This is a genomic window from Citrobacter sp. Ce129 (assembly GCF_030334545.1).
GTDB lineage: Bacteria > Pseudomonadota > Gammaproteobacteria > Enterobacterales > Enterobacteriaceae > Citrobacter > Citrobacter europaeus.
This window is the reverse complement of record NZ_JAOWDS010000062.1, coordinates 235,421-260,759: the sequence shown is the minus strand read 5'-3', so window position 1 is coordinate 260,759 and position 25,339 is coordinate 235,421. Positions and strand designations below refer to the sequence as shown.

Here is a 25,339-nt window from a genome sequence, read left to right as displayed (position 1 = left end):
CGGTTCAGGAAAGCGAATTAACGTGCCAGCCAGCCGCCATCAACCGCAACGGTATAGCCGTTGATATAGTCAGATGCGCTGGACGCCAGGAACACGACAGGCCCCATCAGGTCGCTCGGCAGCCCCCAACGACCCGCCGGGATACGATCGAGGATTTCTGCGCTACGCTGCTCATCAGCACGCAGCTGTTGAGTGTTGTTCGTCGCCATATACCCCGGCGCAATTGCGTTGACGTTGATGTTATGTTTTGCCCATTCGTTCGCCATCAGACGGGTAACGCCCATTACGCCGCTTTTAGACGCGGTGTAAGACGGCACACGGATCCCGCCCTGGAAGGACAGCATAGAGGCGATATTGATAATTTTGCCGCCGTTACCCTGAGCGATAAAGTGTTTCGCCGCGGCCTGAGACATAAAGAACACGCTCTTAATGTTCAGGTTCATCACGTCATCCCAGTCTTTTTCGCTGAAGTCGATCGCATCGTCACGACGAATAAGACCCGCATTGTTGACCAGAATATCGATATGACCAAATTCCGCCACTGCACGCTCAAGCAGCGCCGGAATGCCGTCGATTTGACGCAGGTCGGCGGTCAGACTTAAAAAACGGCGGCCCAGCGCGGTCACGCGTTCGATGGTTTCCGTCGGTTCAACAATGTTGATACCGACGATATCGCAACCTGCTTCAGCCAGACCCAACGCCATACCCTGACCCAGGCCGGTGTCACAACCGGTCACAACGGCGACTTTTCCTTCAAGAGAGAATGCATTCAAAATCATTGTAAATCCTTAATTTTTATATTGCCTGCCGCAGCAGGCACGGCTGTCGCCCGCGATTAGCGCAGATCTTTGACTGCAACATGGTCCATATCATCAAAGACCTGGTTTTCGCCGACCATGCCCCAAATGAACGTATAAGCTTTTGTGCCGACACCGGAGTGAATTGACCAGCTCGGAGAAATCACCGCCTGTTCGTTGTGCATCACAATATGACGCGTTTCCTGAGGCTGACCCATCATGTGGAAGACGCAGGTATCTTCTTCCATATTGAAGTAGAAGTAGACTTCCATACGACGTTCATGGGTATGACACGGCATGGTATTCCACAGGTTACCCGGCGCCAGTTCCGTCAGGCCCATGCTCAACTGGCAGGTTTCCAGAACATCCGGCACAAAGTATTTGTTGATGGTACGACGGTTACTGGTGAGGTTATCGCCCAGCGTCACTGGCGCAACGTCTGCTGGCGTGACTTTTTTGGTTGGGTAAGTCGTGTGTGCCGGCGCGCAGTTGTAGTAAAACTTCGCCGGTTTCGCCGTGTCGATGCTGGCGAATACCACTTCTTTTGCCCCTTTCCCGACGTACAGCGCATCGCGATGGCCAATTTCATAGCACTGGCCGTCAACGGTAATCGTGCCAGGGCCGCCGATGTTGATCACACCCAGCTCACGACGCTCGAGGAAATAGGTTACGCCCAGCTGTTTGCCGACTTCGCCACCCACAGAGACGGTTTTGGCCACTGGCATAATGCCGCCAACAATGATGCGATCGATGTGGCTGTAGACCATGGTGTATTCATCTGCGACAAACACTTCTTCGACCAAAAACTCATTACGCAGCCCCTGAGTGTCCAGGGTTTTCGCATGCGCACTATGGATGCTTTGTCTTACGTCCACATTTACCTCCAGTGATAAATTGACCGTGAATGCTTAAACGAATAGCAAAACGCTGTTCCGTTTTATCTTATGCGCTCATGATATCCCTCCCGGAATGGGTTTTCAATTACAACTAAAACGATGTTTCACTTTTTCTGCATCTTATTGTCAAAAGTGTAATTGCGATCACGCTAGCGCATATAATTCGCGAGAACATTTCAAATAAAATTATTTAAAACAATTAGATAGATAAATACACAAAGAAGTAGTTCATTAGTGGTAGGGATAAGACATTGAAAATACAGTCGGACTCATACGATGTTTGCACACCTTTTCAAACAAAGTGCGCAGTCAATCACATGAAATGAAACAGCGTTTTGATATGTTGGCAGGGTTTAGAGTGTATGTTTCTGTAACTGGCCTTGCCCTCCTGTTGGAGGGCTTTTTTATAGAGGAAGAGATAACACGGCAGAAAACTGTTCGAGAAGAAAAATATATACCCTAAATAATTCGAGTTGCAGGAAGGCGGCGACGCAGCGAATTCCCCGGAGCGTACATAAGTACGTGACTGGGGTGAGCGAGTAAAGCCAACGCACATGCAGCTTGAAGTATGACGGGGATTAGTCTCGTTCGATAGCGAGCGCCACCCCCTGACCGCCGCCGATACACAGCGTTGCCAGTCCTTTGTGCGCCCGACGCTTCACCATTTCATGTACCAGTGAAACCAGAATTCGGCAGCCAGATGCGCCAATCGGATGGCCGAGAGCAATGGCTCCGCCGTTCACATTTACCCGCCGTTCATCCCACTCCAGCATTTTCCCAACGGATAATGCCTGCGCGGCGAACGCCTCGTTAGCTTCAATAAGATCAACATCAGCCAGTTGCCAGCCCACACGCTCAAGACAGCGGCGCGTCGCATACACTGGCGCAATCCCCATCAGTGCGGGATCAACCCCGACGCTGGCAAAGGCGCGAATGCGGGCCAGCACCGGTAAATTCAGCTCCTGCGCTTTGGCTTCGCTCATCATCATCACCGCGGCGGCGCCATCGTTGATGGATGAAGCGTTACCCGCGGTGACCGAACCGAGCCGGTCAAAGGTAGGATCCAGACGCGCCAGCCCTTCGGCGCTGGCATCGGTGCGCGGCTGCTCGTCGGTATCCACCACGAAAGATTGCCCATTACGCTGCATTACCACCGGCACGATTTCATCTTTAAAACGTCCGGCATCGATTGCCATCCGTGCCTTGTGCTGTGAGTGCAGCGCGTAGGCATCCTGTAATTCACGGCTGATGCCGTATTCCCGCGCCAGGTTTTCCGCAGTAACGCCCATATGGTAATCGTTGAAAGCGTCCCACAGTCCGTCATGCACCAGGCTGTCGACCAGTTGACTGTTTCCCAACTGTGCACCGGTGCGGCTATCGGTAAGAACATGCGGCGCACGGCTCATATTTTCTTGCCCGCCCGCAATCACAATGTCGGCTTCGCCGCACTGGATAGCCTGGGTCGCCAGATGCAGCGCTTTCAGACCCGAGCCGCAGACATCGTTAATGGTGATGGCGGAAACGGTATTGGGTAGCCCACCATTGATGGCGGACTGACGCGCCGGATTCTGCCCGGCGCCTGCGGTAAGTACCTGTCCGAGGATCACTTCATCCACGGCGTGAACATCCACGCCAGTGCGTTCCAGTAACGCCCTGACCACCATGCTACCTAATTCAACGGCAGAGTGGCGCGCCAGCGTCCCCTGGAAGCAGCCAATCGGTGTCCGTAACGCCCCGACTATCACAACCTCTTTCATCACCACCTCAGCGCAAAATAACACCGCAATAGTAGATGATTGTTAAAAAGAGTTATCAAGGTTGTTTAAAAACGGTGATTTTTATCACAAAGGAAATTCGTATCATTTATTGGACATCTGAACGCCACTCTGCTGTAAATGGTCGCGCAGCCAACTTCCCGCCACGCCAGGGGGGGATTTTTTATTCCACAACAGATCGATAGAGATAGCCTTTGGCCAACCGGGCAGATTCAATTGAACCAGCGGTTTTTCTGCCGCAAACTCCTCCACCAGCGCACAAGGGAGCGCGCACCAGCCGAATCCCTGCACCGCCATACTCAGCAGCAACAAATAGTTAGGCGCCGACCAGACGGGGCCACGCGCCACGTTGGTGCCGTTTTCCAGATAGGTATTCAGACGCAACTCGCGCCAGGTATGTAGCTGTTCCCACTGCAGTTTTTCATGAGCCGCCAGCGGATGCGACGCCGCGACGTATAATCCCATCCAGGTTTGCATCGGCAGACGCGTAACGCCCATGTCGGTCGGGTAATCCTCGCGCGCTTCGATCAACCCCACCTGAGCACGTCCTTTTTGCAGCAGATCGATCACGTCTTCATCTTCGCCAATCAGACATTCAAACTCGGTATGGGGAAACTTGCGGTCAAACTGCACCATCAACTCTTCCAGCACATCCGGGTGTAGCGTGTCCGAAAGCACGAAAGTCAGACGCGCTTCCGTCTCACCCGACAGCGAGATCGCCGCCTCATCGAGACGTTCGCTGGCCGTCAAAATTGCCTGCACATAGCCCAGCACCCGCTTACCTTCTTCAGTCAGCGTTGGCTGGCGGGATGAGCGGTCAAAAAGCGCAAAACCAAGATCGGCTTCCAGGTGCGCAATGGCCGTACTGATGGTGGACTGGCTTTTGCGCAGCCGCCGGGCCGCCGCAGAAAACGAGCCGCAGGACACGGTCTCCACAAATGCCGTTAACGCTTCAGGAGAGTAACGCATGAACTATCTACTTTATCGATGGATACTATCTTTTAGATATCACATAAAACGATAAAATTGCCACCATTCCGTTATCCGGGCATTAAAGAAGGTTTTAGGTTATGCAACACGATACAGTCCAACGCCGCTCGCTAGTGGAGCGTATTTTTCATGCCGTCTGCTTTGAAGGCATTGCCACCGCTGTTCTCGCACCAACCACCGCATGGTTGATGCAGCGCTCGGTGCTGGAAATGGGCGGACTGACCGTTCTTCTCGCCACCACGGCGATGATCTGGAATATCATTTATAACGCCCTGTTTGACCGCCTGTGGCCATCACATCTGGTAAAACGTACGGCGAAAGTGCGGGCATTTCACGCCTTAGGCTTTGAGAGCGGTTTTATTGTGATCGGGGTGAGCATCGTGGCGTATGTGCTAAACGTCAGCCTGCTTCAGGCATTCACGCTGGAAATAGGTTTCTTCCTGTTCTTCCTGCCGTACACCATGTTCTATAACTGGGCTTATGACACGTTACGCGAGCGTGTTATGAAGCGTCGCCAGCAGCGCGTTACTGCCTGATAATTAAAATAATAGTCGGAATCTTCTCGGTTCCGGCTATTAATCCATTCACTAGCCCACTCGTTCACACCTCCCCCAGCCCCTGCCATTTGTGGTAAATTGCGCTTCTTTTTGTTTATTTTATAGTTGATACGTTCAAATAATGTCGAAATTTTGGTCAAAAGAAGAGACTCTCTGGAGCTTCGCACTATATGGGACTGCCGTCGGCGCAGGAACCCTCTTCCTCCCCATACAGCTGGGTTCTGCAGGCGCGGTGGTATTGTTTATCACCGCACTCGTCGCCTGGCCTTTAACCTACTGGCCGCACAAGGCGCTGTGCCAGTTTATCCTGTCCTCAAAAACCTCGGCAGGTGAAGGAATTACCGGCGCGGTTACGCACTACTACGGCAAGAAGATTGGCAGCCTGATTACCACTCTCTATTTTATTGCCTTCTTTGTGGTGGTGCTGATCTACGCCGTAGCGATAACCAATTCACTCACCGAACAGCTGGCAAAACATATCACCATCGATCTGCGGATCCGCATGCTGGTCAGTTTTGGCGTGGTGCTGGTGCTGAACCTGATTTTTCTGATGGGCCGACAAGCCACCATTCGGGTCATGGGCTTTCTGGTGTTCCCGCTGATCGCATACTTTTTATTCCTTTCGCTTTACCTGACCGGAAGCTGGCAACCAACGTTACTCACTGGCCAGATGTCTTTCGATCAGCACACGCTGCATCAGGTTTGGATATCTATTCCCGTGATGGTTTTCGCTTTTAGCCATACGCCAATTATCTCTACGTTCGCCATTGACCGACGTGAGAAATACGGCGAGCAGGCCATGGGTAAATGCAAAAAAATCATGAAGGTAGCCTACGTCATCATCTGCCTGAGCGTGCTGTTTTTCGTCTTCAGCTGTTTGCTTTCGATTCCGACAAACTATATCGAAGACGCGAAAAATGAAGGCGTGACCATTCTGTCAGCGCTATCGATGATGCCCAATGCGCCGGCCTGGCTGTCGATATCCGGGATCATCGTTGCCGTTGTGGCGATGTCAAAATCGTTCCTCGGCACCTACTTTGGCGTGATTGAAGGGGCAACGGAAGTAGTAAAAACGTCGTTGCATCAGGTGGGAGTGAAGAAAAGCCGGGCTTTTAACCGCGCCCTGTCCATTATGTTGGTTTCGGCCATTACGTTCATCATCTGCTGCATTAACCCTAATGCCATTTCAATGATTTACGCGATTAGCGGGCCACTGATTGCCATGATTCTGTTTATCATGCCGACATTATCGACCTATCTGATCCCGGCACTGAAGCCGTACCGTTCAGTGGGTAATCTGATCACCCTGATTGTCGGTCTGCTGTGCGTATCTGTGATGTTTTTTGGCTAGAACGTGTTGTTGAACGGCTCATTCTCCTGAAAGTGGGTGCGATGTCGTTCAGTTAACAACTCAATTTCAGAAAGTATCAACCTGTGTTGGCGGAAGTAATGAACATGCTATCTCAGAGAAGGGTTCCGTTCACCTCATGTTCATCGTTTCTCTGAAGCACCGATTCCTGTGAACGTGCAAGGGAGGCTCACCGCCGCCTCCCTTGCAACCTTGGCTCCCGGCGGGAAAATCGTCGCTACGCGATTCATTCGTCTTATGCCGTCTGCCTGTCGGGTCGGGGCCGAGCCTGCGTCCATGCAGCCCGTCCCCTCTGTCCGCATCCCTGCGGACAGCCCCGGTCAGACGTCAACTCCTCATCGATTTTCAGCCGGACCCGAGTCATCGCTTCAACGCTCTGATTTCCAGTTAAATCTGTTTTGCTGTTCAGACCAAAAACGCAGATGGTGAGGTGTGGGCTGGTCCGGCTGAAAATTGCCGACGTGTTTCCGTAAGCCCGGGAGAGCCAGCATGGATGCTGGCTCAGGGCGCGCTTTGCAGGGACGCTACCTCGCGCCCGACCCGGTAGCCTGGAGGAATAAGCGGAGGGGACCGCGGAGCGGCAATTTTCCCGCCGGGAGCCGGGATTGTAAAGGGCGTGGCGAAGAACGCCCTTTACACGTTCACGGGTATCAATGCTTCAGAAAAATAACACTGCTGAGGTGAACGGAACCCTGAGAAAGAATCACATGTTCACCCTACATGCTTAACTGGACGGTATTGAACGTGGATGAGCCGTTAAACTGACTTATTTGATGTACGAATCCAGCACTTTCAGGATCACATCCAAATCCTCTTCGCGCTTAATTTCATCGCCCTGATGCACAATGTGCTCGGTTAGATGACCTTTAATCACTTCACGCATTAATCCATTTACCGCACCGCGGATCGCCGCTATTTGCTGCAATACCGCCGCGCATTCATGCGGTTCATCCAGCATGGTTTTCAACGCCGCTACCTGCCCCTGAATCTTGCTGGCTCGGGCTTTCAGCTTTTGTTTGTCGCGGATCGTATGTGACATAGCTTTACCTTTTTAACGTCTGGCTGTAGCGACAATACCATCCTCATTCTACTGGGGGGTAGTATTTAATACTGGGGGGGAGTAGAATCAAGCAAAATTAAACAACTAAGAATCATTCTCATGGGTGAGTTTTCTACGCTTCTTCAGCAAGGCAACGCCTGGTTTTTCATTCCCAGCGCGATTCTATTGGGTGTGTTACACGGGCTGGAACCAGGGCATTCCAAGACGATGATGGCGGCCTTTATTATTGCTATTAAGGGAACCATCAAACAGGCGGTGATGCTAGGGCTGGCGGCAACGCTGTCGCATACCGCCGTGGTATGGCTGATCGCGCTAGGCGGCATGTATATCAGCAAAGCGTTTACCGCCCAGGCCGTCGAGCCCTGGCTGCAGTTTGTTTCGGCGATTATTATTCTCGGGACCGCATTCTGGATGTTCTGGCGGACCAGGCAGGGAGAGCAGAACTGGCTGGCCCAGACGCATCACGACCACGATCATGGGCATCATCACCACGCTCACGAGCATCACCATGATCATGACGGTCATCACCACCATCATGATGACCACGATGACGATCACCATCATCATCATGAACACGACCATGGCGCACTGGCCGGGCTGAACGAAGGTTCAAAAGAGTATCAGGATGCCCACGAACGAGCGCATGCCACCGATATTCAGCGCCGCTTTGCGGACAAAGAGGTCACCAACGGCCAGATATTACTGTTTGGTCTGACCGGCGGGTTGATCCCCTGCCCTGCCGCCATTACGGTACTGCTGATTTGCATCCAGCTCAAAGCCTTCACGCTGGGCGCGACCATGGTAATGTGCTTCAGCCTCGGGCTGGCGCTGACGCTGGTAACGGTGGGCGTGGGAGCGGCAATCAGCGTGCAACAGGCGGCCAAACGCTGGAGCGGATTTAACACGCTGGCACGCAAAGCTCCCTATTTTTCCAGCGCACTCATTGGCATGGTGGGGTTGTATATGGGGATCCACGGCTATCTGGGAATTGTCGGCTAACAAGCAAAGAGCGCAGCAGCGATTGCCGCCGCGCGTAAAACCAGATTAGCTTGCGACATTCCCCCACACCAGTTGCCCTTGATGGAAGGTCGCAGTGCGTGGGGAAATTCGCGCGACGGCTTCCGCCGAACAGGAGGCATCCACCAGCACAAAGCTGGCTTCATCCTGCGCTTTCGGCCAGACGCGCTCACCTTTATCGTTGAGCGGCAACACATCGCCAGTGGCGAGGAACAACGCCCGCGACAGGTTGAGTTCGTTGGGGCGAATATAGAGCTGCGCGTACAGATTTGCCTTTTCCAGCATGTCGCCCAGCCCGTACGGCGACCAGTGGTCAATAACGCTGTCAGTTCCGGTAATCACTTCCACACCTTTATCACGCAGTTGCTTGAGCGGCATGTGCAAGGTACCGATCGGCACCGTCGAGGCAATGGTAATCTGCTGTGCCGCCATGCGGCCCGCCAACGTGTCTACCTGCTGTTCGTTCAACGTTGCCAGCGCAAACGCGTGGCTGATGGTCAGTTTGCCCTTTAACTGTGGCGTTTTCTCCACCGTCTCCACCATGTAATTCACTGCCGCCACGCCCGCCGGGCTGGTTTCATGCAAATGGATATCCACGCCTTTATCGTAATCCAGCGCAATCTGGAACATGGTGTCGAGGGATTTTTCCATCGCTCCATCGACGCTGGTGGGGTCCAGACCGCCGACATAATGCGCTCCCGCCTGCATCGCTTCGCGCATCAGCGGTTCAGATTTTGATAACAGCAGGCCATGCTGCGGAAACGCCACGATTTCACAGGCAAAACCCGGTTGGCGACGCGCCAGTACCGCCTGCAGGTTTTCCAGGTTTTTCAGCCCGGAAACCGGTTCGATATTGCAATGGCTGCGCGCGATCGAGGTGCCTTTTGACTGCAGCAGATCGATGAGCTTTTCCGCGCGCTCCTGGGTGTAAGGCTGGAGTTCAGGCAGCAGCTTTTGTTCCAGGCGGATCATATCCTGAATGGTAGTGCCTGCCGGACGGTTCAGCGAGCGCCAGGGACCGCCGTAAAAGGTTTTATCCAGATGGATGTGCATGTCGCGCATGGCGGGCAGCATCAGCTTTCCTCCCGCATCAAAGTGCGGCAGCGTCGCATCCGGATGCTGCTTATTCTCGCGCAGCGCAACAATTTTCCCGTCCTGGATTTCAACGGTTTGTAGCGCGGTACGGGTATGCACCACCACCGAGTTTTCGTAATCAAACCCGGCTTCCAGCAGGACGTTATCCAGGTAATAGTGCTTATCGTTAATCGTCATTGTGCTCTTCGACCCGCAGGTGTTCCCGACAGGATTAGCAGCATACGCGACCGGAGCCACTGCGCCAAACAGCGCGGCAGCTGTCACCATTTTTCCACTCTGACTTAAAAATTCACGGCGGCTGTTACTTTCCTTCATTCACGTTTCCTCTCAGGAATGGACAATATGGGTGCCCGTTTCGCCACGCAGTGCGGCAGGCAGGCATTCCGGCGTGGTGATGATCACTCGTCTACCGCCACGCTCCAGAAACGCCAGACTGGCAACGATCTTGGGTAACATGCTACCCGGCGGGAAATGCCCCTCCTGCATGTAACGGGTCATCGTTGCGACATCCACCGTATCCAGCGCCTGCTGGTTGGGTTTGCCAAAATGAATACAGACCTGCTCGACGCCGGTGGTGATGACCAGAATGTCAGCGCGGATCTCCTGCGCCAGCAGCGCCGTGGAGAGATCTTTATCAATCACTGCGTCCACGCTCTGGTAATCCCCCTGCTCGCTACGCACCACCGGGATGCCGCCACCGCCTGCGCCAATCACCACAAAGCCTTGCTGGGTCAGCGTTTTGATCGCCTCCGCCTCGACAATGCGCTTCGGTTGTGGAGAGGCGACTACCCGGCGGTAACCGCGCCCTGAATCCTCAACAAAGCGCCAGCCCGGATTGACCAGCTGCAGTTCATCGCGCTGTGCTTCACTAAAGAACGCCCCGATAGGCTTGGTGGGGTTAGCGAAGCCCGGATCGTTTTTGTCGACCTCCACCTGCGTGACCACCGTGACCGCCTTCTGCTCGCCGCGTCGTGCCAGTCGGTTGTTCAGCGCCTGTTGGATCAGATAGCCGATGCCGCCCTGCGTATCGGCGACGCAGTTTGCCAACGGGGTAAGCGGCAGCCCTTCACGCTCGTGTGCGATTTCCGCACGCCGTAGATCCAGCCCAACCTGCGGCCCGTTACCGTGCGTCAGCACAATGTTGTAGTCCGATGCCAACATCTCCAGCACCGTATCCGCCACCGCTTTCACCGCTTCAGCCTGATGTTCAATCGACTGGCTGGCGTTATCTTTGATAATGCTGTTGCCGCCAATGGCAACGACCACAAGTTCTTTCATAGTGTTATCTTCCGCGTGCAGGCGATTCAGGTCGTTTTCGTCGGTTCCTGCTCTGGCGCAGTCACCGCTTCACGGCTATCAAGAACATGCTTGAGAACAAACATGCCGCTCATCATCAGGTAGGCCACAACAAACATCATCGAGCTGCCTTCGGCAAAGCCAACCGCTGGAGAGTGGATCACGCCAAACAGCGATAACAGCGCGCCAAAGGCTGCGGCAATCGCCCCGCGCAGCGGCTTATTCATAATGGCGAAGATAGCGACGCAGCCCCACAGCATGCTGGCCAGCGGCGCGCCGCTTCCCAGATGCACCAGTCCGTCGTAATAGACACCTTTGCTGTGCAGCAGATCGCTCCCCAGTTTCCCCGCAGATGTTCCGGCGGCCCCCATCACGCTGTTGACGATGGTCAATGCCCAGTTAGCAATCCACGGGAACAAGCAGATGAAGATAACGGGAACCTCGACTTTGGGCGTCTCCCGCACCACCTGGTTGGCGGTCACCACACCGATAAATACCAGAATCGGCACTATCGCGGTCATCGGAATAATGGCGAGCATAAACGCTCCTAACCCAAATAACGGCACCAGGAACATGGTGATCCCCGAAGCGAGGGTATAACCGATGCTGGCACCCATCGCTTTCCAGCCCGCATGCCCAACATACACGGTCACCGGGAACGGGTTGCCGAGCATGCAACCGAGCATGGAAGCAAAACCGTTCGCCATCATGACTTTACGGGTGTTGTACTCATCCCCCGCCGCATGCGCGCTTTCAATGTTCTCGAGGTCAAAAATGTAGTTCGCCAGACCCAGAGGAACAGCAGAAGCCAGATACGGCAGCGCGTGCGGCAAACCTTGCAGGAAGCTGTCGACATGGATTTCCGGTGGGTTAAAACCAAAGGAAGCCATCGACGATTTAATGGCCTCCGGGCTTTGCAAACCAGAGATCCACGCCAGGGCCGTACCAGCAATCAGCAGCAGCAAACCGGTAGGAATACGGGCAAAAATCGGCTTCTTACCGAACCAGTTAATGAAGATCAGCAACAGGACGATGAAAGAGACGGTCGGCGCTTCAAATGCCTGCAGCATCGGGTTCATCGCCAGCAGCAGCAACCCCAGGCCGGACAGACAAGACAGCAGTACCGTGCGCGGGATCATCTTGCGGATGGTCTCACCCAGGAAGGAGCCGCCCACCAGGATCAACGCTTCAACAAAACACCACACCAGCGCGATTTGGATAGCGAAGTTGGCATCTTTGGTTTGCTGATAAACCGGCATCAGCACCAGGAAGGTCACGGTAAAGATCGACGGTGCGCTCGGTCCGGATGGCAGCGCCGTCACGTCTTTACGCCCGGTGTGCTTTGCCATCTGCAGGCCAAACCAGGCATAGCAGACGCTGGCCACCAGAACCGCCAGACCAAAGGCTGGCGCAATGCGACCATAGACAATTTCGGTAGGGATCCCGACAACAAAAATGAGCAGCCCCATCATTGTCAGCAGGTTAGTCAGGTTGTTGGTCATCAGCCCAAAGTAAGCCGCCCAGTCACCACGTTTCCATTCTAGTTTTATGCTGTTCATGGAATATCCTTCACAGGTTAAGCATCGTTTGCGATCGCGGAGATCGCCCAGCCCTGCAGGTAAGCAACGTTTTTCGCTTCGCTACTGTGGGGCTAACCGCGTTAGCCCCGGTTATTGTTATTGGCAGTAGCGGTCGCGCCAGTTGAGGATCGCCTTTTCAAAACAGGCGAACGGCGGGTGAACTATTCCAGCGCCGATCATGCCGATCCCCGCATCTTTGTGCGCAATGGCGGTGTTGATCACTGGCAGAATGCCGGTGCTGCCCACGCGCGTAATATCGATAGCGGTCGGTACACCCATAAAACCAAGCAATGGAATGGTGACGTTGGGGTTTTCGCCGAGGGTGATTTCACGCATCTGGCGCGAAAAATCAACCGCCTCCTCGACCGTACCGCCCACCAGCGCCACGATGGCCGGTGCCGTCGCCATGGCGAAACCGCCAATGCCGTAGGTTTCGGTAATCGCACTGTCGCCGATATCGCGCCCGGAATCTTCGGGCTTGTAGCCCGCAAACATCGGACCAATCACCTGCTGTGCCGGACCGGTAAACCACTGACCCGGTAAGCCGCTGATGCGCAGACCGAACTCAACGCCGTTACGCGCCATCGTCGTCACCACGGTGCTGTATTCGATACCGTGTGCGGCGTCCATTGCGGCTTTACACATCGCCATCCAGGTCGGTCCGGAGAAGTAATCGCTGCTGAGGACGAACTCGAACACCTCTCGCTGTTGCTCAACCGGATAGCCGGTCTGAATAATCCACGGCGTCAGCGCCTGAATCAGCAGCGCCGTCCCGGCGTTGTTGCGGTTGTGACACTCATCGCCCATATGCAGCGCCTGAGCCAGCATCAGACGCAGATCGATTTCGCCCGCCAGCTTCATGGCGTCGCGCAGCATCGGTCCCATCACATCGCGCATCCAGTTCAGGCGCTCGATAACGCTCTGATCGTTCGCCCCCATGCGCAGGATCTTCGCCATCTGCTCGCTCATATTGGTATATGCGCGGTTGCCGTAAGTTTTGTTCTCAACGATGTGCATAAACATCGATGCCGAGGTCACGCCCGCCATCGAGCCGACACAGTCATGCTCGTGGCAGGGTGAGAAGATGATTTCACCCGAGGCGGCCAGTTCGGCGGCTTCATCCAGATCTTTCGCCAGCCCTTCAAACACCAGCGCACCGGTTACCGCGCCCTTCATTGCGCCGCACATTTTTTCCCAGCGGATTGGCGGCCCGGCGTGCAGGATGGTGTTACGGGTCATGCCCGGTACGACGTTGATCGCCTGGTCATAGCCAATCAGCACCGGATGCGACTGAATAATGCGTTCCAGCGCCTGCTGGTTAGCGGCAGCAATTTTGTCTGCCAGCGGCGAATCGGCAATGTCGTCCAGCGCAGCCACGACCTGCATGTTGCCCTGGCCCGGCGGCGTCCAGTCGAGTTGAGTCACGGGTACGTTTTGCTTTTTCAGGTCATCGCTGAACATCGCGATGCCGACGTTAATCACGTTCAGCGGCTGGTTAAACAGTGTCTGGCTCATCAGGCTTCCTCCCCCTTACAGATAAATTCACGCGCCAGCAATCCGGTGTTGGTGCTACTGCTCGCCCAGATAACGCCAGCATCGGTCAGCATCTGACACTGTTTTTCCAGTGACGGCGTATCAAGATCGGTTCCCAGCACATAGCCGAGGATCTCAAGCGGACGCCCCTCTGCGGCGGCGATCGCTTTGGCTTCAACGATCGCCTCAAGCATCACGCCAACCGGATCTTCATGCGATCCAAATCCAAGAACGAAGTCCATAACGATCACGCCGACTTCAGGATCGCGCGCTTCCTGCAACAGACGACTAATGCGGTTGGTCGGATCGATCATCGGGTGCGGTTTGCCGTTGGTAAAATCGTCATCACCGAAATCGAGGAAGGTATGCGCCACGCTGCGATTGAGATCCGTTAGGCGGAACGCCGGATCCGGATGAATGTTGCTATAAACTTCGGCATGTTTTTCCATGGCGGCAAACATCGCCTCATCGCACAACGTGCCGCCGCAGAATAAGCCACGGATGTACTTTTGCTGCGGGGTGAGGCGGGCGCGAACCTCTTCAATCAGCGGCCAGTTGAGCGGATGGAGATCCAGGCTCTCTTTTTTCACGCCGGTCAGCAATACCGCCTTCAATGCCGCCTCTTTAGTTCCGCGTGCAAACTGCAGACCTTTTTCATCTGCAGGCGCGGCTTCACGGCCGAGGAAACACACCACAACGGGCTTATGACAGGCGCGCGCACGTTCCAGCACCTTGCGCGCCACCGCGGTCGCAGGAGGTTTGGAAATAAGCGCAATGATCTCAGTTTGCGGATCGGCCTCCAGCATGCCAATCGCGTCAAGCATCATCAGGCCACCAATCTTTTCGCTCAGATCGCGCCCACCGGTGCCAATCAGTTGGGAAATCCCGCCGCCAAACTCGTGAATACGTACGCTCAGTTCCTGGCTACCGGTACCGGACGCACCAACAATCCCGATGTTGCCGCGACGCACCGCGTTGCCAAAACACAGCGCCGCGCCGTTGATAATGGCAGTTCCGCAATCTGGCCCCATCATCAACAGCCCTTTTTCATGCGCCAGCTGCTTAAGCGCCAGTTCGTCTTCAAGAGAGACGTTGTCAGAGAACAGCATCACGTTGAGGTTATTTTGCAGCGCCTGACGCGCCTCACGCGCGGCAAACAGGCCATTGACCGAGATCACCGCCAGATTGCTGTCAGCGACGTGCTTCTTCGCGCTGGCCAGCGTGGCATAGCGCGCTTCATGCTGACCGCCCTGCTCTTTATGCGTAAACAGATCGTCAATCGCCACCAGCGTCTGGTCATTCGCCGCCTCGCTGGCGCCTTTAATGACAATCATCAGGTCGCCACTTTTCGCCTCTTCAAGTTCAGGCGTCAGCAGGCCGAGATTCTTCAGTACACCCTTATTCATTTCTGTCGCCATAGCCACGAACGCCTGCTCAACGCCATCGAGCTTATTTGCGCGTGTGGAAATAGACATCAGTGAGACAGAATCAAAATACGTGTTCTTTTTAACAACTATCCTGATCGACATAATTCCCTCCGGACCTGTGGCTCAGGGCGCAGGCATCCGCCATGCCATACAGCATGTCGCAGCCAGAACTTGAGCCGATATTTTTAATGTCAGTAATATATTGCGTAGAAACGGGTTGTTGCTCAGTAATAATATGGTTCAGCAGCCGTCCGACGCTTTCCCGATAACGTTGATGAAAGGCTTCCTCCAGCGTTATTTTGCTGAGTAACGTTGTATTATTTCCAGCACGTTGTAAGGCAACTAAAAAATCTTCACGATATTTCCCCAGCGGATGCCCGGGAATAAATAGAATGGTGCTTAAGCCCACTAAATAATCATCCGATGAGGGCGTCAGACCAATCCCCAGACCAATTAAATGGCTGACCGCTGTAGAGATATTTTCTCCTGTATGTAACGCCGCCAGTAAAGTTTGTCGGCGGTTGAGTAATTGACGGGTGATTTCCTGATAAAACGGGTTATCTCCCTGGTACAAAAATAATGAGTCATCGCTTCTTAGCTGTTGGCGGATAAGCTCTTCCCAGCACAGCCAGCGGATTGCGGCAAGGCTTACTGCATCTGGCGTCCAGCGTGGTATGCGCCACGGCAGGCACCCGGAGGTTTCTATCCATTTATCGTTGCCAACTGCTATTCCCGACCTGGTAAAACTGACCCACTCACCGGGGTAAAACAGCTCTTCACAATGCGTCAGCGCCAGCCGACAGCTGTTAGGCGCGTTATCACAACCTTCACTCAGTAACGTCAGCAGTCGCTGCTGTTCGGGTATTAACAGGTTTACCGCGCGGGAAAAAACCTGTTCCACCCGTCCCGTTCCCCGGAAAGCGAGAAACGCGCCGTCTGCGGTTAGCGCCTGTACGCATCGCCGTGATGGCGTAGCGATAGTGGCGCTCCTCTGTCAGGCTCCGGCCGCAATCAGCAGTTCGGCAATCTCGTGATACCCTTTCTCCCGCGCCAGTTCCAGCGGGGTTTTACCGTATTTATCCGTCATGTGTGGGTTTGCGCCATGGTCGAGCAGCAGCTTAACGATTTCTTGCTGCTTCGCGCCGCCGTCATTAAGCACGATGGCTTCCAGTAACGGCGTCCAGCCGACAAAGTTGGTATGGTTAACATTGATATCGGTACGCAGCAGAAGTTCGCGGACGATCTCGACATGGCCTTTTTCGCTGGCAGGCGTAATACCAACGCCGCCAAACCGGCTCAGGCAATTGAGATCGGGGTTGGCCGGCAATACGATACGCAGCAACGTTAAATCATTAGTGAGACAGCTAATCAGGAATGGATTAAAACAGGTTTGATCCTGTTTATTAATATCGGCACCAGCGGCAATCAATAAAGAAACACAGTCATAATGCTTATTCAGGCTGGCAATAATAATGGCGGTGCGTCCCTGGCGGTTAGTGGCATTAATATCCACACTTTTTGCCAGGCAGGATTTTAATCCATCAGCACTGCCCTGCTCTGCCGCCAGCAGAAATTCAGTAATGAGTTCTTTCTCTGACATAATCGCTCTCCTGCAGTTTTTTAGACTTTTTAAATATCCAATAAGCTGAGAATAGCAACAGAGCGCAGAGAATAATATCCGCTTAAAATTCATTCATCGTAAGCGTGTCGATTATTGAATTATATTTAACAATGAGAACAAAACGTGCTGTAGTGCAATCTTTTCCTTATGACAGAGCTGCTTTTTGCCATTAATCAATAGTCAGGAAAATCAGGCGCGATGCTGCACGGATAGCGGCCTGCAATTAATATACAGAAGTGTGATTGCCTTCAAATCAAATGTAAAACTAGTGTTAAATTCTGTTCAAAACTGATTGCTCTGTATAAGGATTACAAATACATTCAACAATCATCGCATCGCGGATACGCGTTTGCCGCCGGAGGGGAGAAAGATGAATTCAATTTTTACCGAGGAAAACCTGCTGGCATTTACCATGGCTGCCCGCTATAGCAGCTTTAGCAAAGCGGCTGAAGAACTTGGCTTAACCACATCGGCAATTAGTTACACCATTAAGCGCATGGAGCTGGGGCTTGATGTGGTGCTGTTTACGCGTAGCACCCGTAGCATTGAGTTGACCGAATCTGGTCGCTATCTGTTTCGCAAGGCCACCGACCTGCTCAACGATTTCCACGCCATCAAGCGCAGCATTGATACCATTGCTCAGGGTATTGAAGCCCGGGTACGTATCTGTATTAACCAGCTGTTATATACCCCTCAACACACGGCGCGACTGCTGCAGGTACTCAAGAAACAGTTCCCTACCTGCCAGATAACCGTCACCACCGAGGTGTATAACGGCGTCTGGGATTCGATCATCAACAACCTTGCCAACATCGCTATCGGCGCGCCGGATACTTTACTGGATGGCGGCGGGATTGATTACACCGAGATCGGCGCGATCCGCTGGTCGTTTGCGATTGCCCCGGATCATCCGCTGGCTTTTATGCCTGAACCGATTTCTGAGAGCCAGTTGCGCCTGTACCCGAACATCATGGTGGAAGACACCGCGCACACCATCAACAAAAAGGTCGGTTGGCTGTTACACGGCCAGGAGTCGATCCTGGTTCCCGATTTTAATACCAAATGCCAGTGCCAGATCCTGGGTGAGGGCATCGGTTTTCTGCCGGACTATATGGTGCGCGAGGCGATGGAAAAGTCGTTGCTGGTCACGCGGAAGATCCACAACCCGCGTCAGGATTCACGGATGTTGCTGGCAACCCAGCATTCAGCAACCGGTCGGGTAACGCAGTGGATTAAAAAGGAGTTTGGCCCACAAGGGGTGTTGACGGGAATTTATCAGGATTTGCTGCATCGGGAGTGATGCCCCGGACGGCGATTATGCCTTCCGGGGTACGTAATCTTTTCAGGCGCGAATATCGTCGTACTCACGGGTTTTATCAAACTCATGTTTGGCAAACGGGCACAGCGGAATAACTTTGCGGTTTTCGGCACGCATTTTCTCCACCACCTTCGCCACCAGCTGTTTACCAACGCCCTGACCTTTCAGGCTGGGATCGACATCGGTATGTTCAATAATGCTGAGATGCTCACCCGTCGGCACGAAGACAATCTCGGCAACCTGATTGCCTTCAGCATCGTTAACATAAAACTTATTGTGGCCTGCAAGAATTTCCATGGTCCCCTCACTCATTTCTGGCGATATTTCAGCGCACCGCTCGGACAGGTATCAATCACTTTAATGACCGTTGCGACATCCACTTCATCCGGAATGATCCACGGTTTACGCTTCAGATTAAACAGCTTAGCGCTTCCCCGCACACAGTTGCCCGAATGCTGACATATCGCCGTATTGAAGTAGACATCAATCTTCTCGCCGGTATAGGCCCGGTAACCTGCATCCAGTAGTTCCTTATCCACGACATTGCCTCGCATTTTTTATTGTCTGGGTCTAATCATAGACCTGTGCGAGGCCGAAGAAAGCAGTTGGCACCAGAAATATCACTCAGACCTTTTCTGCATCGACGGCTGCGGCTCTGGCGGCAAATACTCCAGCATCGCAGGCGTCGGCGGCGGCAGGCGGTTATCGGCGATATCCCTGTCCACATCGATATGACTGATTTCACCATTCTCATGATGGTGGACCGTCAGCACCCGCGCTTTGTTGAGTTCTGTAACCAGTTCCCGGGTAATGCGTAAACTTTCCGCCAGCTCATGGTCTTCCAGTCCGGGCCTGCGGCTGCGGCGTTCTACACGAAAACGATACTGGTTGTACTTCGCCCAGCTTATCAGCACCAGTCCGTTGACCAGCGCGACAAGGATGTAAAACGTGACCGTATCCAGCGTGGTGAAAAAGGGTCGCACGCCCATATAAGGTGAGTGCGCCAGAGCCGCGATCAGCCCTTTATAGATCAAATAGATAAATCCAACCCAGGCGATGACCGTCAACAGCACGTCAATAATGCGCGGCAACAAACGCCGCTCCGTAAAGATCAGTGGCTGGCTCATGATTCGATCCTCCCAATTCCACGGTCGGGACTCACCCAACGCGCCCTGCCGCGTTTGCGTTTGAGCATGACTTTCGGGAAAGCGACCAGCGTGGTGAACAGGCTTAGCATCCAGTACACCACCGGAAACCAGATAATCCAGAACAACGACGCGCCAATGCCTTTTTCGTAGCGCCGCTCAATCATCAGGCTCACCGCAAACTGCAGCAAGCACACCACGCCGAGGATAAGTCCGGTAAAGGCCGGCGGGAACAGATGTTGTACATACAGCGAGTCCGGCATCGGGATCATCAGCCCTAACAGGAACAACACGATACTGACAGCATAGGCAAACGACCAGGCGGTAGAAAAACAGAACTCAAGAAACAGCGGCCACATGCGGCGGAACTCCCACGACCACAGGCGGCGCATGTTAACGATAAACACCTCTGCTCCCCCCTGAGCCCAGCGCAGACGCTGCTTCCACAGCCCTCTTAACGTTTCAGGCATTAAGATCCAGCACAGTGCTCGCGGCTCAAAGAATACTGACCAGTGGCGCAATTGCAGCTTCCAACTGATGTCGATGTCTTCGGTGATCATGTCCGGGCTCCAGTAACCGACCTCGGCCAGCGCGCGACGACGAAACGCCGCAACCACGCCAGAAACGGTAAAGATCTGCCCATAGACTCGCTGTGTACGCTTAATCAAGCCGATAATGGAAGAAAACTCACCGACCTGCACCCGACCGATTAAGGTGGAGCGGGTTCGAATACGTGGATTCCCGGTCACTGCACCGACGCGCGGGAACTGGATAAGCGGAGCCACAATATAGGCAACGGCATCACGGTCCAATAACGCATCGCCATCAATACACACCAGGTAATCACTGCGCGCCGCGGCTGCCCCGGTCTTAAGCGCCAGCGCTTTGCCCTGGTTTTCAGCCAGATGAATCACCCGCAGACTGGGGTATTCCACAGCCAGTTGTTCCAGCACGTCGTGGGTATCATCCGTTGAACCATCGTTGATGGCAATCACTTCGATGTTCTTATATCGCTGCGCCAGCGCGGCCTCAATGGTTTCACGCGCATTGATCCCTTCGTTAAAACAAGGGATCAAAATGGAAACCAGCGGATTTCCCTGTAGCGTCGGCGGCGGCGTGTCATCTCCCCATTTCCAGTGGCGTTCACGGTAAAACCAGAAATAGACCCCGCCGCTTATCCACAATGCTGACATGAATAAGGGCCAGAAGAAGACAAAGTTCAACATCACTTCACCTGTAAAGACGACAGCCACGCCAAACGGCAGGCTGAACATCAGGCAAAGTATCAGGAAAGCAATAATGCGATCTGTCATTTTTGCGGGTACCAGTATGAGGAGAACGTCGAGCGAATCTCTGACATCTCAGGTTTGTCGCTGATGAAATCATCCGGGTAATAGCCGTAGTTACCTGCACCGCTTAATTTCAGTTGGCGCATCCATTCGGCTATTTGTTTTCCGCTGATTTCAGCCTCGTCCCCGGATTTACGCCAGTCTCGTGCCTGTAGTTCAAACACGGTTTTGTCCAGCGCGCCGGGCGTTTGTGCAACGGCATTCACTAATCTGTCGAGCCAGGCGTTGGCATCATTAGCCGGGATCTGCTCCATGAATGGCATCGCCATCGGTGCCGTCCAGTCATAGGTATTGAGGAAATCATTCAGATTCTGCGCAAACCAGGCTTCACTCTCCGGTTCCAGTACCGGCATCGCGTAAATATTGCGCGCAGTTTGCACCTGCGGACCGCGAATATTACGCACCGCCTGGGTCAGCTGTTTGGTGAAGTCGATCAGCACCTTACTTTTTAGTCGCGTCCAGCGCTCAAACGACTGTGGGTTGCTACGGATTTGCTCAATGCTGCCCGGAAGACCTGCGGCGCGGTAGGCGGCTACCGCCTCCGGTGACGCATCTTCAAAATCCGTCAGGAAAGCATCGTCGTGGAACAAAATCCCTTTAAAGCTGGCATGCTTCGCCAGGTCTTCATAGATTTCAGTGATGCGTTTACGCGCTTCGCTGTCCCAGGGAGACAGACGAACATAGTTCTCGCGGTTGATCGCAGTACGGCCCGTTTTCGGATCCCAGGCGGTTACGCGTGGAATGGAAGCGTCGAGATCGAAAGCCAGAACCGGCATCCAGGCATACACCGTCACCCCTGCCCGCGTTTGTAACTGCCAGGAGATATAGTTAAAGAGGTCGGCGCGCATTGGCAGCCAGCGGTTGGGGAAATAGAGCTCGCGAATATTCCCGTCGCCCTGCGGATCGGCGTAGGCTTGCAGGAAGACATGAGAAATGCGCATGTCATAAACGCGCTGGATAAGCTTGTCGATGTTTCGCTTCTGCTGGGCCGGATCTTTGTCATACACGTAATCCAGATCGACATGCATCACGCGCATCGTCTGCGGTTCACGTACCTGCGCAACCTGGCTGGCAAAGCGCTTCAGAGAGGGGTTATCAGAGATCAGCACGCGTGGAATATCGTCGAGAAACGCGGCATTCGCCAGCCCTTCGTTGAGCGTGAAGGCCATCTTATAGCCATGATCTTTAGCCAGGTTTAACGTTGTGCCGTTGGCCGCGCCGTAAGGCCAGACCCACGCGCGCGGCGATTTCCCGGTCACCGATTTAATCTTATTGGTGATAAGAGAGATATCCGCGTTTATGCGTCGCGTGTACTGTTCGTCCGTTTCGTAAGCGCCGGTCTTCTTATCATACAGGCGGTTCGCCACCGCCGGTTCTTTACTTCCCTGCGGGTTGGCTTCGCCACCGAAATGCGAGTTCCAGGTGTGCGCACCGACTTCCACCAACGGCGATTTGCCCATTTCTTCGACCATTTTCCAGGTGGCAAATTTATCTCGCGCCGTCATTAGTCCGCCAAAATCGACCTTTTTGTTGGCGGGGGCATCAACCCAACTCCCTACCGGAGCCCAAAGCGCAGGCCAGTTGTAGGCTTTCAGCAGCGGCCAGACGCGGGTATAAAAACTGCTATATCCGTCATCAAAGGTGAGCAGTACCGCTTTTTCTGGCAACACGATTTTACCGTCATGGGCGTCCAAAATTTGCTGCACGCTGATCGGGTTATAGCCATTATCACGCAGCCACGCCATTTGGTCGCTCAACGCGCTGGTGCGCACAGAAAGATAGCGCTGGTCGGCGGCGCCATCCTCAACGTCGTGGTAGCCGAGCACCAGAAAGCTATTTTTCGGCCACGGATGATCCGCCGTCAGCGGCGTTCTCTGTGCGGGAGGAACATAGCGAGGCGTTGTATTGTGCGCGCTACTGCACGCGGTAATCATCAACCAGCCAGCGATTAATGCGCTAAGCCACAGGCATCTTTTCAGCATGAACAATCCTTAAAACCTGACATTTAAATCGAAAGCGAGGGAGATATTCCGCTCACGTTTACCGTCGTAGGGGCGTTTATCCCAAATCAGCATCACCCCACCATCTACGACGTTGTTCCATTTGAGCCGTTGTCCATATCCCACCTGAACGATGGCACCAGCGTCCTGGCCTTGCTGCCAGTAGCCACCGACACCTGCCAGGCCTTGCTGAGTCCAGACGGTGTCATAGTGGCGGTAAAGAACCTGCTCCGCGCTCAGGCCCGGAACAACGGAAAAATCACTCTTCGGGTTGTAATACGGCACATTCTCTTTGGTGTTAGTGCTCCCGCCGATGCCTGGGGTAAAGTCCAGAGTGAAGCGCGGCGTCGTCCACATGCGTTCTTTTCCGCTGAGTCCGTATTCGATGCGATCGTTACCATCTGAGAAATGTGATGCGGCGAACGACAGTTGATATTCACGTCGTTCGTTTTGATACCAGCGGACAAACATATCGCCGCCGTTGGCATACACGCCGCTACGCAGCGCGCGCAGTGGCGTATTACGCGACAAACGCTCGGCCGAACCGCCTACGCGCCAGTTGTCATTGAAGTCGTGCCAACCGGAAAGACGTCCACCAATCTTCTGACCATCGCCATAATTTCGGCCAGACACTTCCATTTCCGCCCAGTAATCACGGGAAGTCCATTCCGCGCCTGCCGCCAGATCGCGGCTGATCCCCTTGCCTTCTTCAAATTCACCGGTAGCAAAGTTGAACCCGGTAAACAGTCGCCAGTTGTCGTTAATTGGCGGGGAGTAAATCGCCGTGTTGATGTTGAAATCATTCTTACCGCTGACCGGGCTATCGGACGAGATCCCCTGCGTGCCGCTAATACGCACTTCCGACATTTTGTGGACATCACGAATACGCGCGAGGCGCAGCGTCGCTTCGTCATCCGGGCTACGGGCGATAACGTCATCCGTCAGTTCATCGGCTTGCTTCCACTCCTGGAGATCCAGCGCAACGTAAGCCTGCTGACGCTCCAGCTCCAGGTTGCTTGGCTCAATCACTTCCGCAAGCTTCAGCTCTTTCTCCGCCGCATGTGGCAAGCCACGCGCTTCAAGTACAGAGGCATAAGATATGCGCAGTCCCTGGTTACCTGAGCCTGTTCGCGCCAGATGCTCTGCGAGCTTTTCTGCCTCTGGCAATTCATTGGCAGCAATATGATATTGCGTCAGCAGCGACTGTCCGAGCAGCCAGTTATCGTTAGGCTGCGGCGTTGGCGAACCATAGATACGTCGCAGGTACGGACTCTCTTTGATTAAGTTTTCGGCCTGCTTTTTAGCAGCATCAAAGTTTTCATTATCGATATGCGCGTAGAACAGATCCTGTTGATCCTCTGGGCCGAGCGGCATAACAGGAATCGGTCCGTTCGGATAGTAGATGCTCATCAGCATCGCTTCGGTTTTTTCTGGCTGGCGCTCGCTTAACCATGCCGATGCTACCCAGCGTTTTGCGTAGTTTGGCACTTCGCCGCTTGCAGACAGCGATTCGTATTCATTAATCACTTCAGAAGTACGTTTACGAACCAGCAAAGCGCCCATGCGGTCAATTCTCGCCCGACGAACATCATTCTGCGCGGATGGTTCATCCTTCCAGGCAGCCAGTAACTGGTCATAACGGGCCAGGGCTTTATCCGCCACGATAAACCGTTCTTCTTCATTCCGCGCGGACGTATAGGAGGAACGTACCATTTCGGCGGCAGCATCAAGTTCAAGGCGACGCTTCACAGGATCTGCTGTAGGTACTACCTCCGCCATATTTAGAGCGGGCCCGGAAACGCGGTTTGCTGACAGAGCAGATAGCAGCGTCCATTTTGCATTTTTATTATCTGGATCAACGTCATCTGCCTGGCTGGCAACCAACAGCGCGTCCCAGTTTTTCCCCTGGGAATGATAGACATAGGCAAGTAACGCGTCGGAGTCTGCGCCCGGATGCGCCTGTGCCCATTTATTCGCTTCAGTAAGGGCTTGCTGGTTGTAGCGAGCATCCGCCAATGTCATTATCCAGCCGGTACGTACGTCAACGTTGTCAGGTTCTTCCTGTAAAACGCTTTCCCATACCGCCAATGAATCATTCCAGTTTTTCTGGTTACGGTACGCACGAGCAGCGGCGACTTTGCCGCGCGCAGGCACTTCCATCTGCCCACGATAGCGCTGCCAGATTGCAATGGTGGTTTTATCGTTGTTCTCAACCCAACTGGAAACTTGCAGCCAGTCGGCAACCTGATTTGGCGATAGCGCGCTTTGCTTTCCCTGATCCTCAAGATAACGCAATAACGGCGCACTATTACCACTTCGCGCTTCAATAACCAAAGCGTCATAATCTGATACCGCTGCAGAGATTTGCATAGGAAAAAGAACGCTTGCCGTAAATAAACAGCTTAAAGACTTAAAACGTTTAATGAAGTTGGCATGTCGACGCATACTTAACATATCTGCCCTTATAACTTACATCAGAGTAAAAATAAGCGTTTTCAATAGATTACGGTCAAT

The 25,339-nt window shown here is 53.7% G+C and carries 22 protein-coding genes; 4 read left to right on the top strand and 18 right to left on the bottom strand.

Going from position 1 to position 25,339, the window contains the following annotated elements; genetic code table 11:
- Positions 1-17 precede the first annotated feature (17 nt).
- The 4 genes from kduD to OGV77_RS13205 all read right to left on the bottom strand — a co-directional run bounded on the left by kduD (position 18) and on the right by OGV77_RS13205 (position 4,437).
- Positions 18-779, bottom strand: coding sequence for a 2-dehydro-3-deoxy-D-gluconate 5-dehydrogenase KduD (gene kduD / locus OGV77_RS13220; protein WP_003033923.1), 762 nt, complete (start codon positions 777-779; stop codon positions 18-20).
- Between the two features lie 56 nt (positions 780-835).
- A complete protein-coding gene (kduI, locus tag OGV77_RS13215) occupies positions 836-1,672 on the bottom strand; it encodes a 5-dehydro-4-deoxy-D-glucuronate isomerase (protein ID WP_008785720.1) in 837 nt (278 codons plus the stop codon).
- A gap of 599 nt (positions 1,673-2,271) precedes the next feature.
- Complete coding sequence (locus OGV77_RS13210) at positions 2,272-3,450, bottom strand: acetyl-CoA C-acetyltransferase (RefSeq protein WP_043017449.1); 1,179 nt, start codon at positions 3,448-3,450, stop codon at positions 2,272-2,274.
- Between the two features lie 102 nt (positions 3,451-3,552).
- Positions 3,553-4,437, bottom strand: a complete 885-nt coding sequence (locus tag OGV77_RS13205) for a LysR family transcriptional regulator (RefSeq protein WP_043017450.1) — start codon at positions 4,435-4,437, stop codon at positions 3,553-3,555.
- A gap of 101 nt (positions 4,438-4,538) precedes the next feature.
- On the opposite strand from OGV77_RS13205, the gene OGV77_RS13200 reads away from it, so the two are divergent.
- Together OGV77_RS13200 and OGV77_RS13195 are read left to right on the top strand one after the other, a co-directional pair.
- Complete coding sequence (locus OGV77_RS13200; protein ID WP_043017451.1) at positions 4,539-4,994, top strand: multidrug/biocide efflux PACE transporter; 456 nt, start codon at positions 4,539-4,541, stop codon at positions 4,992-4,994.
- Between the two features lie 142 nt (positions 4,995-5,136).
- Positions 5,137-6,366 carry an amino acid permease gene (locus OGV77_RS13195; RefSeq protein WP_003825569.1) on the top strand — a complete coding sequence of 410 codons (1,230 nt, stop codon included), beginning with the start codon at positions 5,137-5,139 and terminating at the stop codon, positions 6,364-6,366.
- A gap of 784 nt (positions 6,367-7,150) precedes the next feature.
- On the opposite strand, the gene rcnR is transcribed toward OGV77_RS13195, so the two are convergent.
- The gene (rcnR, locus tag OGV77_RS13190; protein WP_043017452.1) at positions 7,151-7,423 is read right to left on the bottom strand and encodes a Ni(II)/Co(II)-binding transcriptional repressor RcnR; all 273 of its coding nucleotides are present in this window, start codon (positions 7,421-7,423) and stop codon (positions 7,151-7,153) included.
- A 120-nt stretch (positions 7,424-7,543) separates the two neighbouring features.
- Here rcnR and OGV77_RS13185 point away from each other — a divergent pair, with 120 nt between their 5' ends.
- Complete coding sequence (locus OGV77_RS13185) at positions 7,544-8,443, top strand: nickel/cobalt efflux protein RcnA (RefSeq protein ID WP_087051230.1); 900 nt, start codon at positions 7,544-7,546, stop codon at positions 8,441-8,443.
- 45 nt (positions 8,444-8,488) lie between these two features.
- Here OGV77_RS13185 and OGV77_RS13180 read toward each other — a convergent pair whose 3' ends face one another.
- The 7 genes from OGV77_RS13180 to OGV77_RS13150 all read right to left on the bottom strand — a co-directional run bounded on the left by OGV77_RS13180 (position 8,489) and on the right by OGV77_RS13150 (position 16,992).
- Positions 8,489-9,871 carry an amidohydrolase family protein gene (locus tag OGV77_RS13180; protein ID WP_087051229.1) on the bottom strand — a complete coding sequence of 461 codons (1,383 nt, stop codon included), beginning with the start codon at positions 9,869-9,871 and terminating at the stop codon, positions 8,489-8,491.
- A 12-nt stretch (positions 9,872-9,883) separates the two neighbouring features.
- Complete coding sequence (locus OGV77_RS13175; RefSeq protein ID WP_087051228.1) at positions 9,884-10,834, bottom strand: carbamate kinase family protein; 951 nt, start codon at positions 10,832-10,834, stop codon at positions 9,884-9,886.
- 26 nt (positions 10,835-10,860) lie between these two features.
- Positions 10,861-12,411 carry a hypothetical protein gene (locus tag OGV77_RS13170; RefSeq protein ID WP_047408949.1) on the bottom strand — a complete coding sequence of 517 codons (1,551 nt, stop codon included), beginning with the start codon at positions 12,409-12,411 and terminating at the stop codon, positions 10,861-10,863.
- 117 nt (positions 12,412-12,528) lie between these two features.
- Entirely contained in the window at positions 12,529-13,947 is a 1,419-nt protein-coding gene (locus tag OGV77_RS13165; RefSeq protein WP_047408946.1) for a YlbE family protein, read from the bottom strand.
- Positions 13,947-15,494: an acyl-CoA synthetase FdrA gene (fdrA, locus tag OGV77_RS13160; protein ID WP_080626138.1), complete on the bottom strand. Its 1,548-nt coding sequence runs from the start codon at positions 15,492-15,494 to the stop codon at positions 13,947-13,949. Before fdrA ends, OGV77_RS13165 begins: the two co-directional genes overlap by 1 nt.
- Positions 15,472-16,293, bottom strand: a complete 822-nt coding sequence (locus tag OGV77_RS13155) for an oxamate carbamoyltransferase subunit AllH family protein (RefSeq protein WP_075145668.1) — start codon at positions 16,291-16,293, stop codon at positions 15,472-15,474. The genes fdrA and OGV77_RS13155 overlap by 23 nt, the downstream gene beginning before the upstream one ends.
- A gap of 93 nt (positions 16,294-16,386) precedes the next feature.
- Positions 16,387-16,992, bottom strand: coding sequence for an ankyrin repeat domain-containing protein (locus OGV77_RS13150; RefSeq protein ID WP_047408940.1), 606 nt, complete (start codon positions 16,990-16,992; stop codon positions 16,387-16,389).
- A 391-nt stretch (positions 16,993-17,383) separates the two neighbouring features.
- Here OGV77_RS13150 and OGV77_RS13145 point away from each other — a divergent pair, with 391 nt between their 5' ends.
- Positions 17,384-18,313: a LysR substrate-binding domain-containing protein gene (locus tag OGV77_RS13145; protein ID WP_043017460.1), complete on the top strand. Its 930-nt coding sequence runs from the start codon at positions 17,384-17,386 to the stop codon at positions 18,311-18,313.
- A 42-nt stretch (positions 18,314-18,355) separates the two neighbouring features.
- On the opposite strand, the gene OGV77_RS13140 is transcribed toward OGV77_RS13145, so the two are convergent.
- From OGV77_RS13140 to pgaA, 6 genes are all read right to left on the bottom strand, one after another.
- Entirely contained in the window at positions 18,356-18,628 is a 273-nt protein-coding gene (locus OGV77_RS13140) for a GNAT family N-acetyltransferase (RefSeq protein WP_003033869.1), read from the bottom strand.
- 11 nt (positions 18,629-18,639) lie between these two features.
- Entirely contained in the window at positions 18,640-18,870 is a 231-nt protein-coding gene (gene yjdI / locus OGV77_RS13135; protein ID WP_047413384.1) for a 4Fe-4S mono-cluster protein YjdI, read from the bottom strand.
- Between the two features lie 81 nt (positions 18,871-18,951).
- On the bottom strand, positions 18,952-19,458 hold the full coding sequence (pgaD, locus tag OGV77_RS13130) for a poly-beta-1,6-N-acetyl-D-glucosamine biosynthesis protein PgaD (protein ID WP_043017461.1): 507 nt from the start codon (positions 19,456-19,458) through the stop codon (positions 18,952-18,954).
- Positions 19,455-20,789, bottom strand: coding sequence for a poly-beta-1,6-N-acetyl-D-glucosamine synthase (gene pgaC, locus OGV77_RS13125; protein WP_043017462.1), 1,335 nt, complete (start codon positions 20,787-20,789; stop codon positions 19,455-19,457). The genes pgaD and pgaC overlap by 4 nt, the downstream gene beginning before the upstream one ends.
- On the bottom strand, positions 20,786-22,807 hold the full coding sequence (pgaB, locus tag OGV77_RS13120; protein WP_087051227.1) for a poly-beta-1,6-N-acetyl-D-glucosamine N-deacetylase PgaB: 2,022 nt from the start codon (positions 22,805-22,807) through the stop codon (positions 20,786-20,788). The genes pgaC and pgaB overlap by 4 nt, the downstream gene beginning before the upstream one ends.
- A 9-nt stretch (positions 22,808-22,816) precedes the next feature.
- The gene (pgaA, locus tag OGV77_RS13115; RefSeq protein WP_087051226.1) at positions 22,817-25,279 is read right to left on the bottom strand and encodes a poly-beta-1,6 N-acetyl-D-glucosamine export porin PgaA; all 2,463 of its coding nucleotides are present in this window, start codon (positions 25,277-25,279) and stop codon (positions 22,817-22,819) included.
- Positions 25,280-25,339 lie beyond the last annotated feature (60 nt).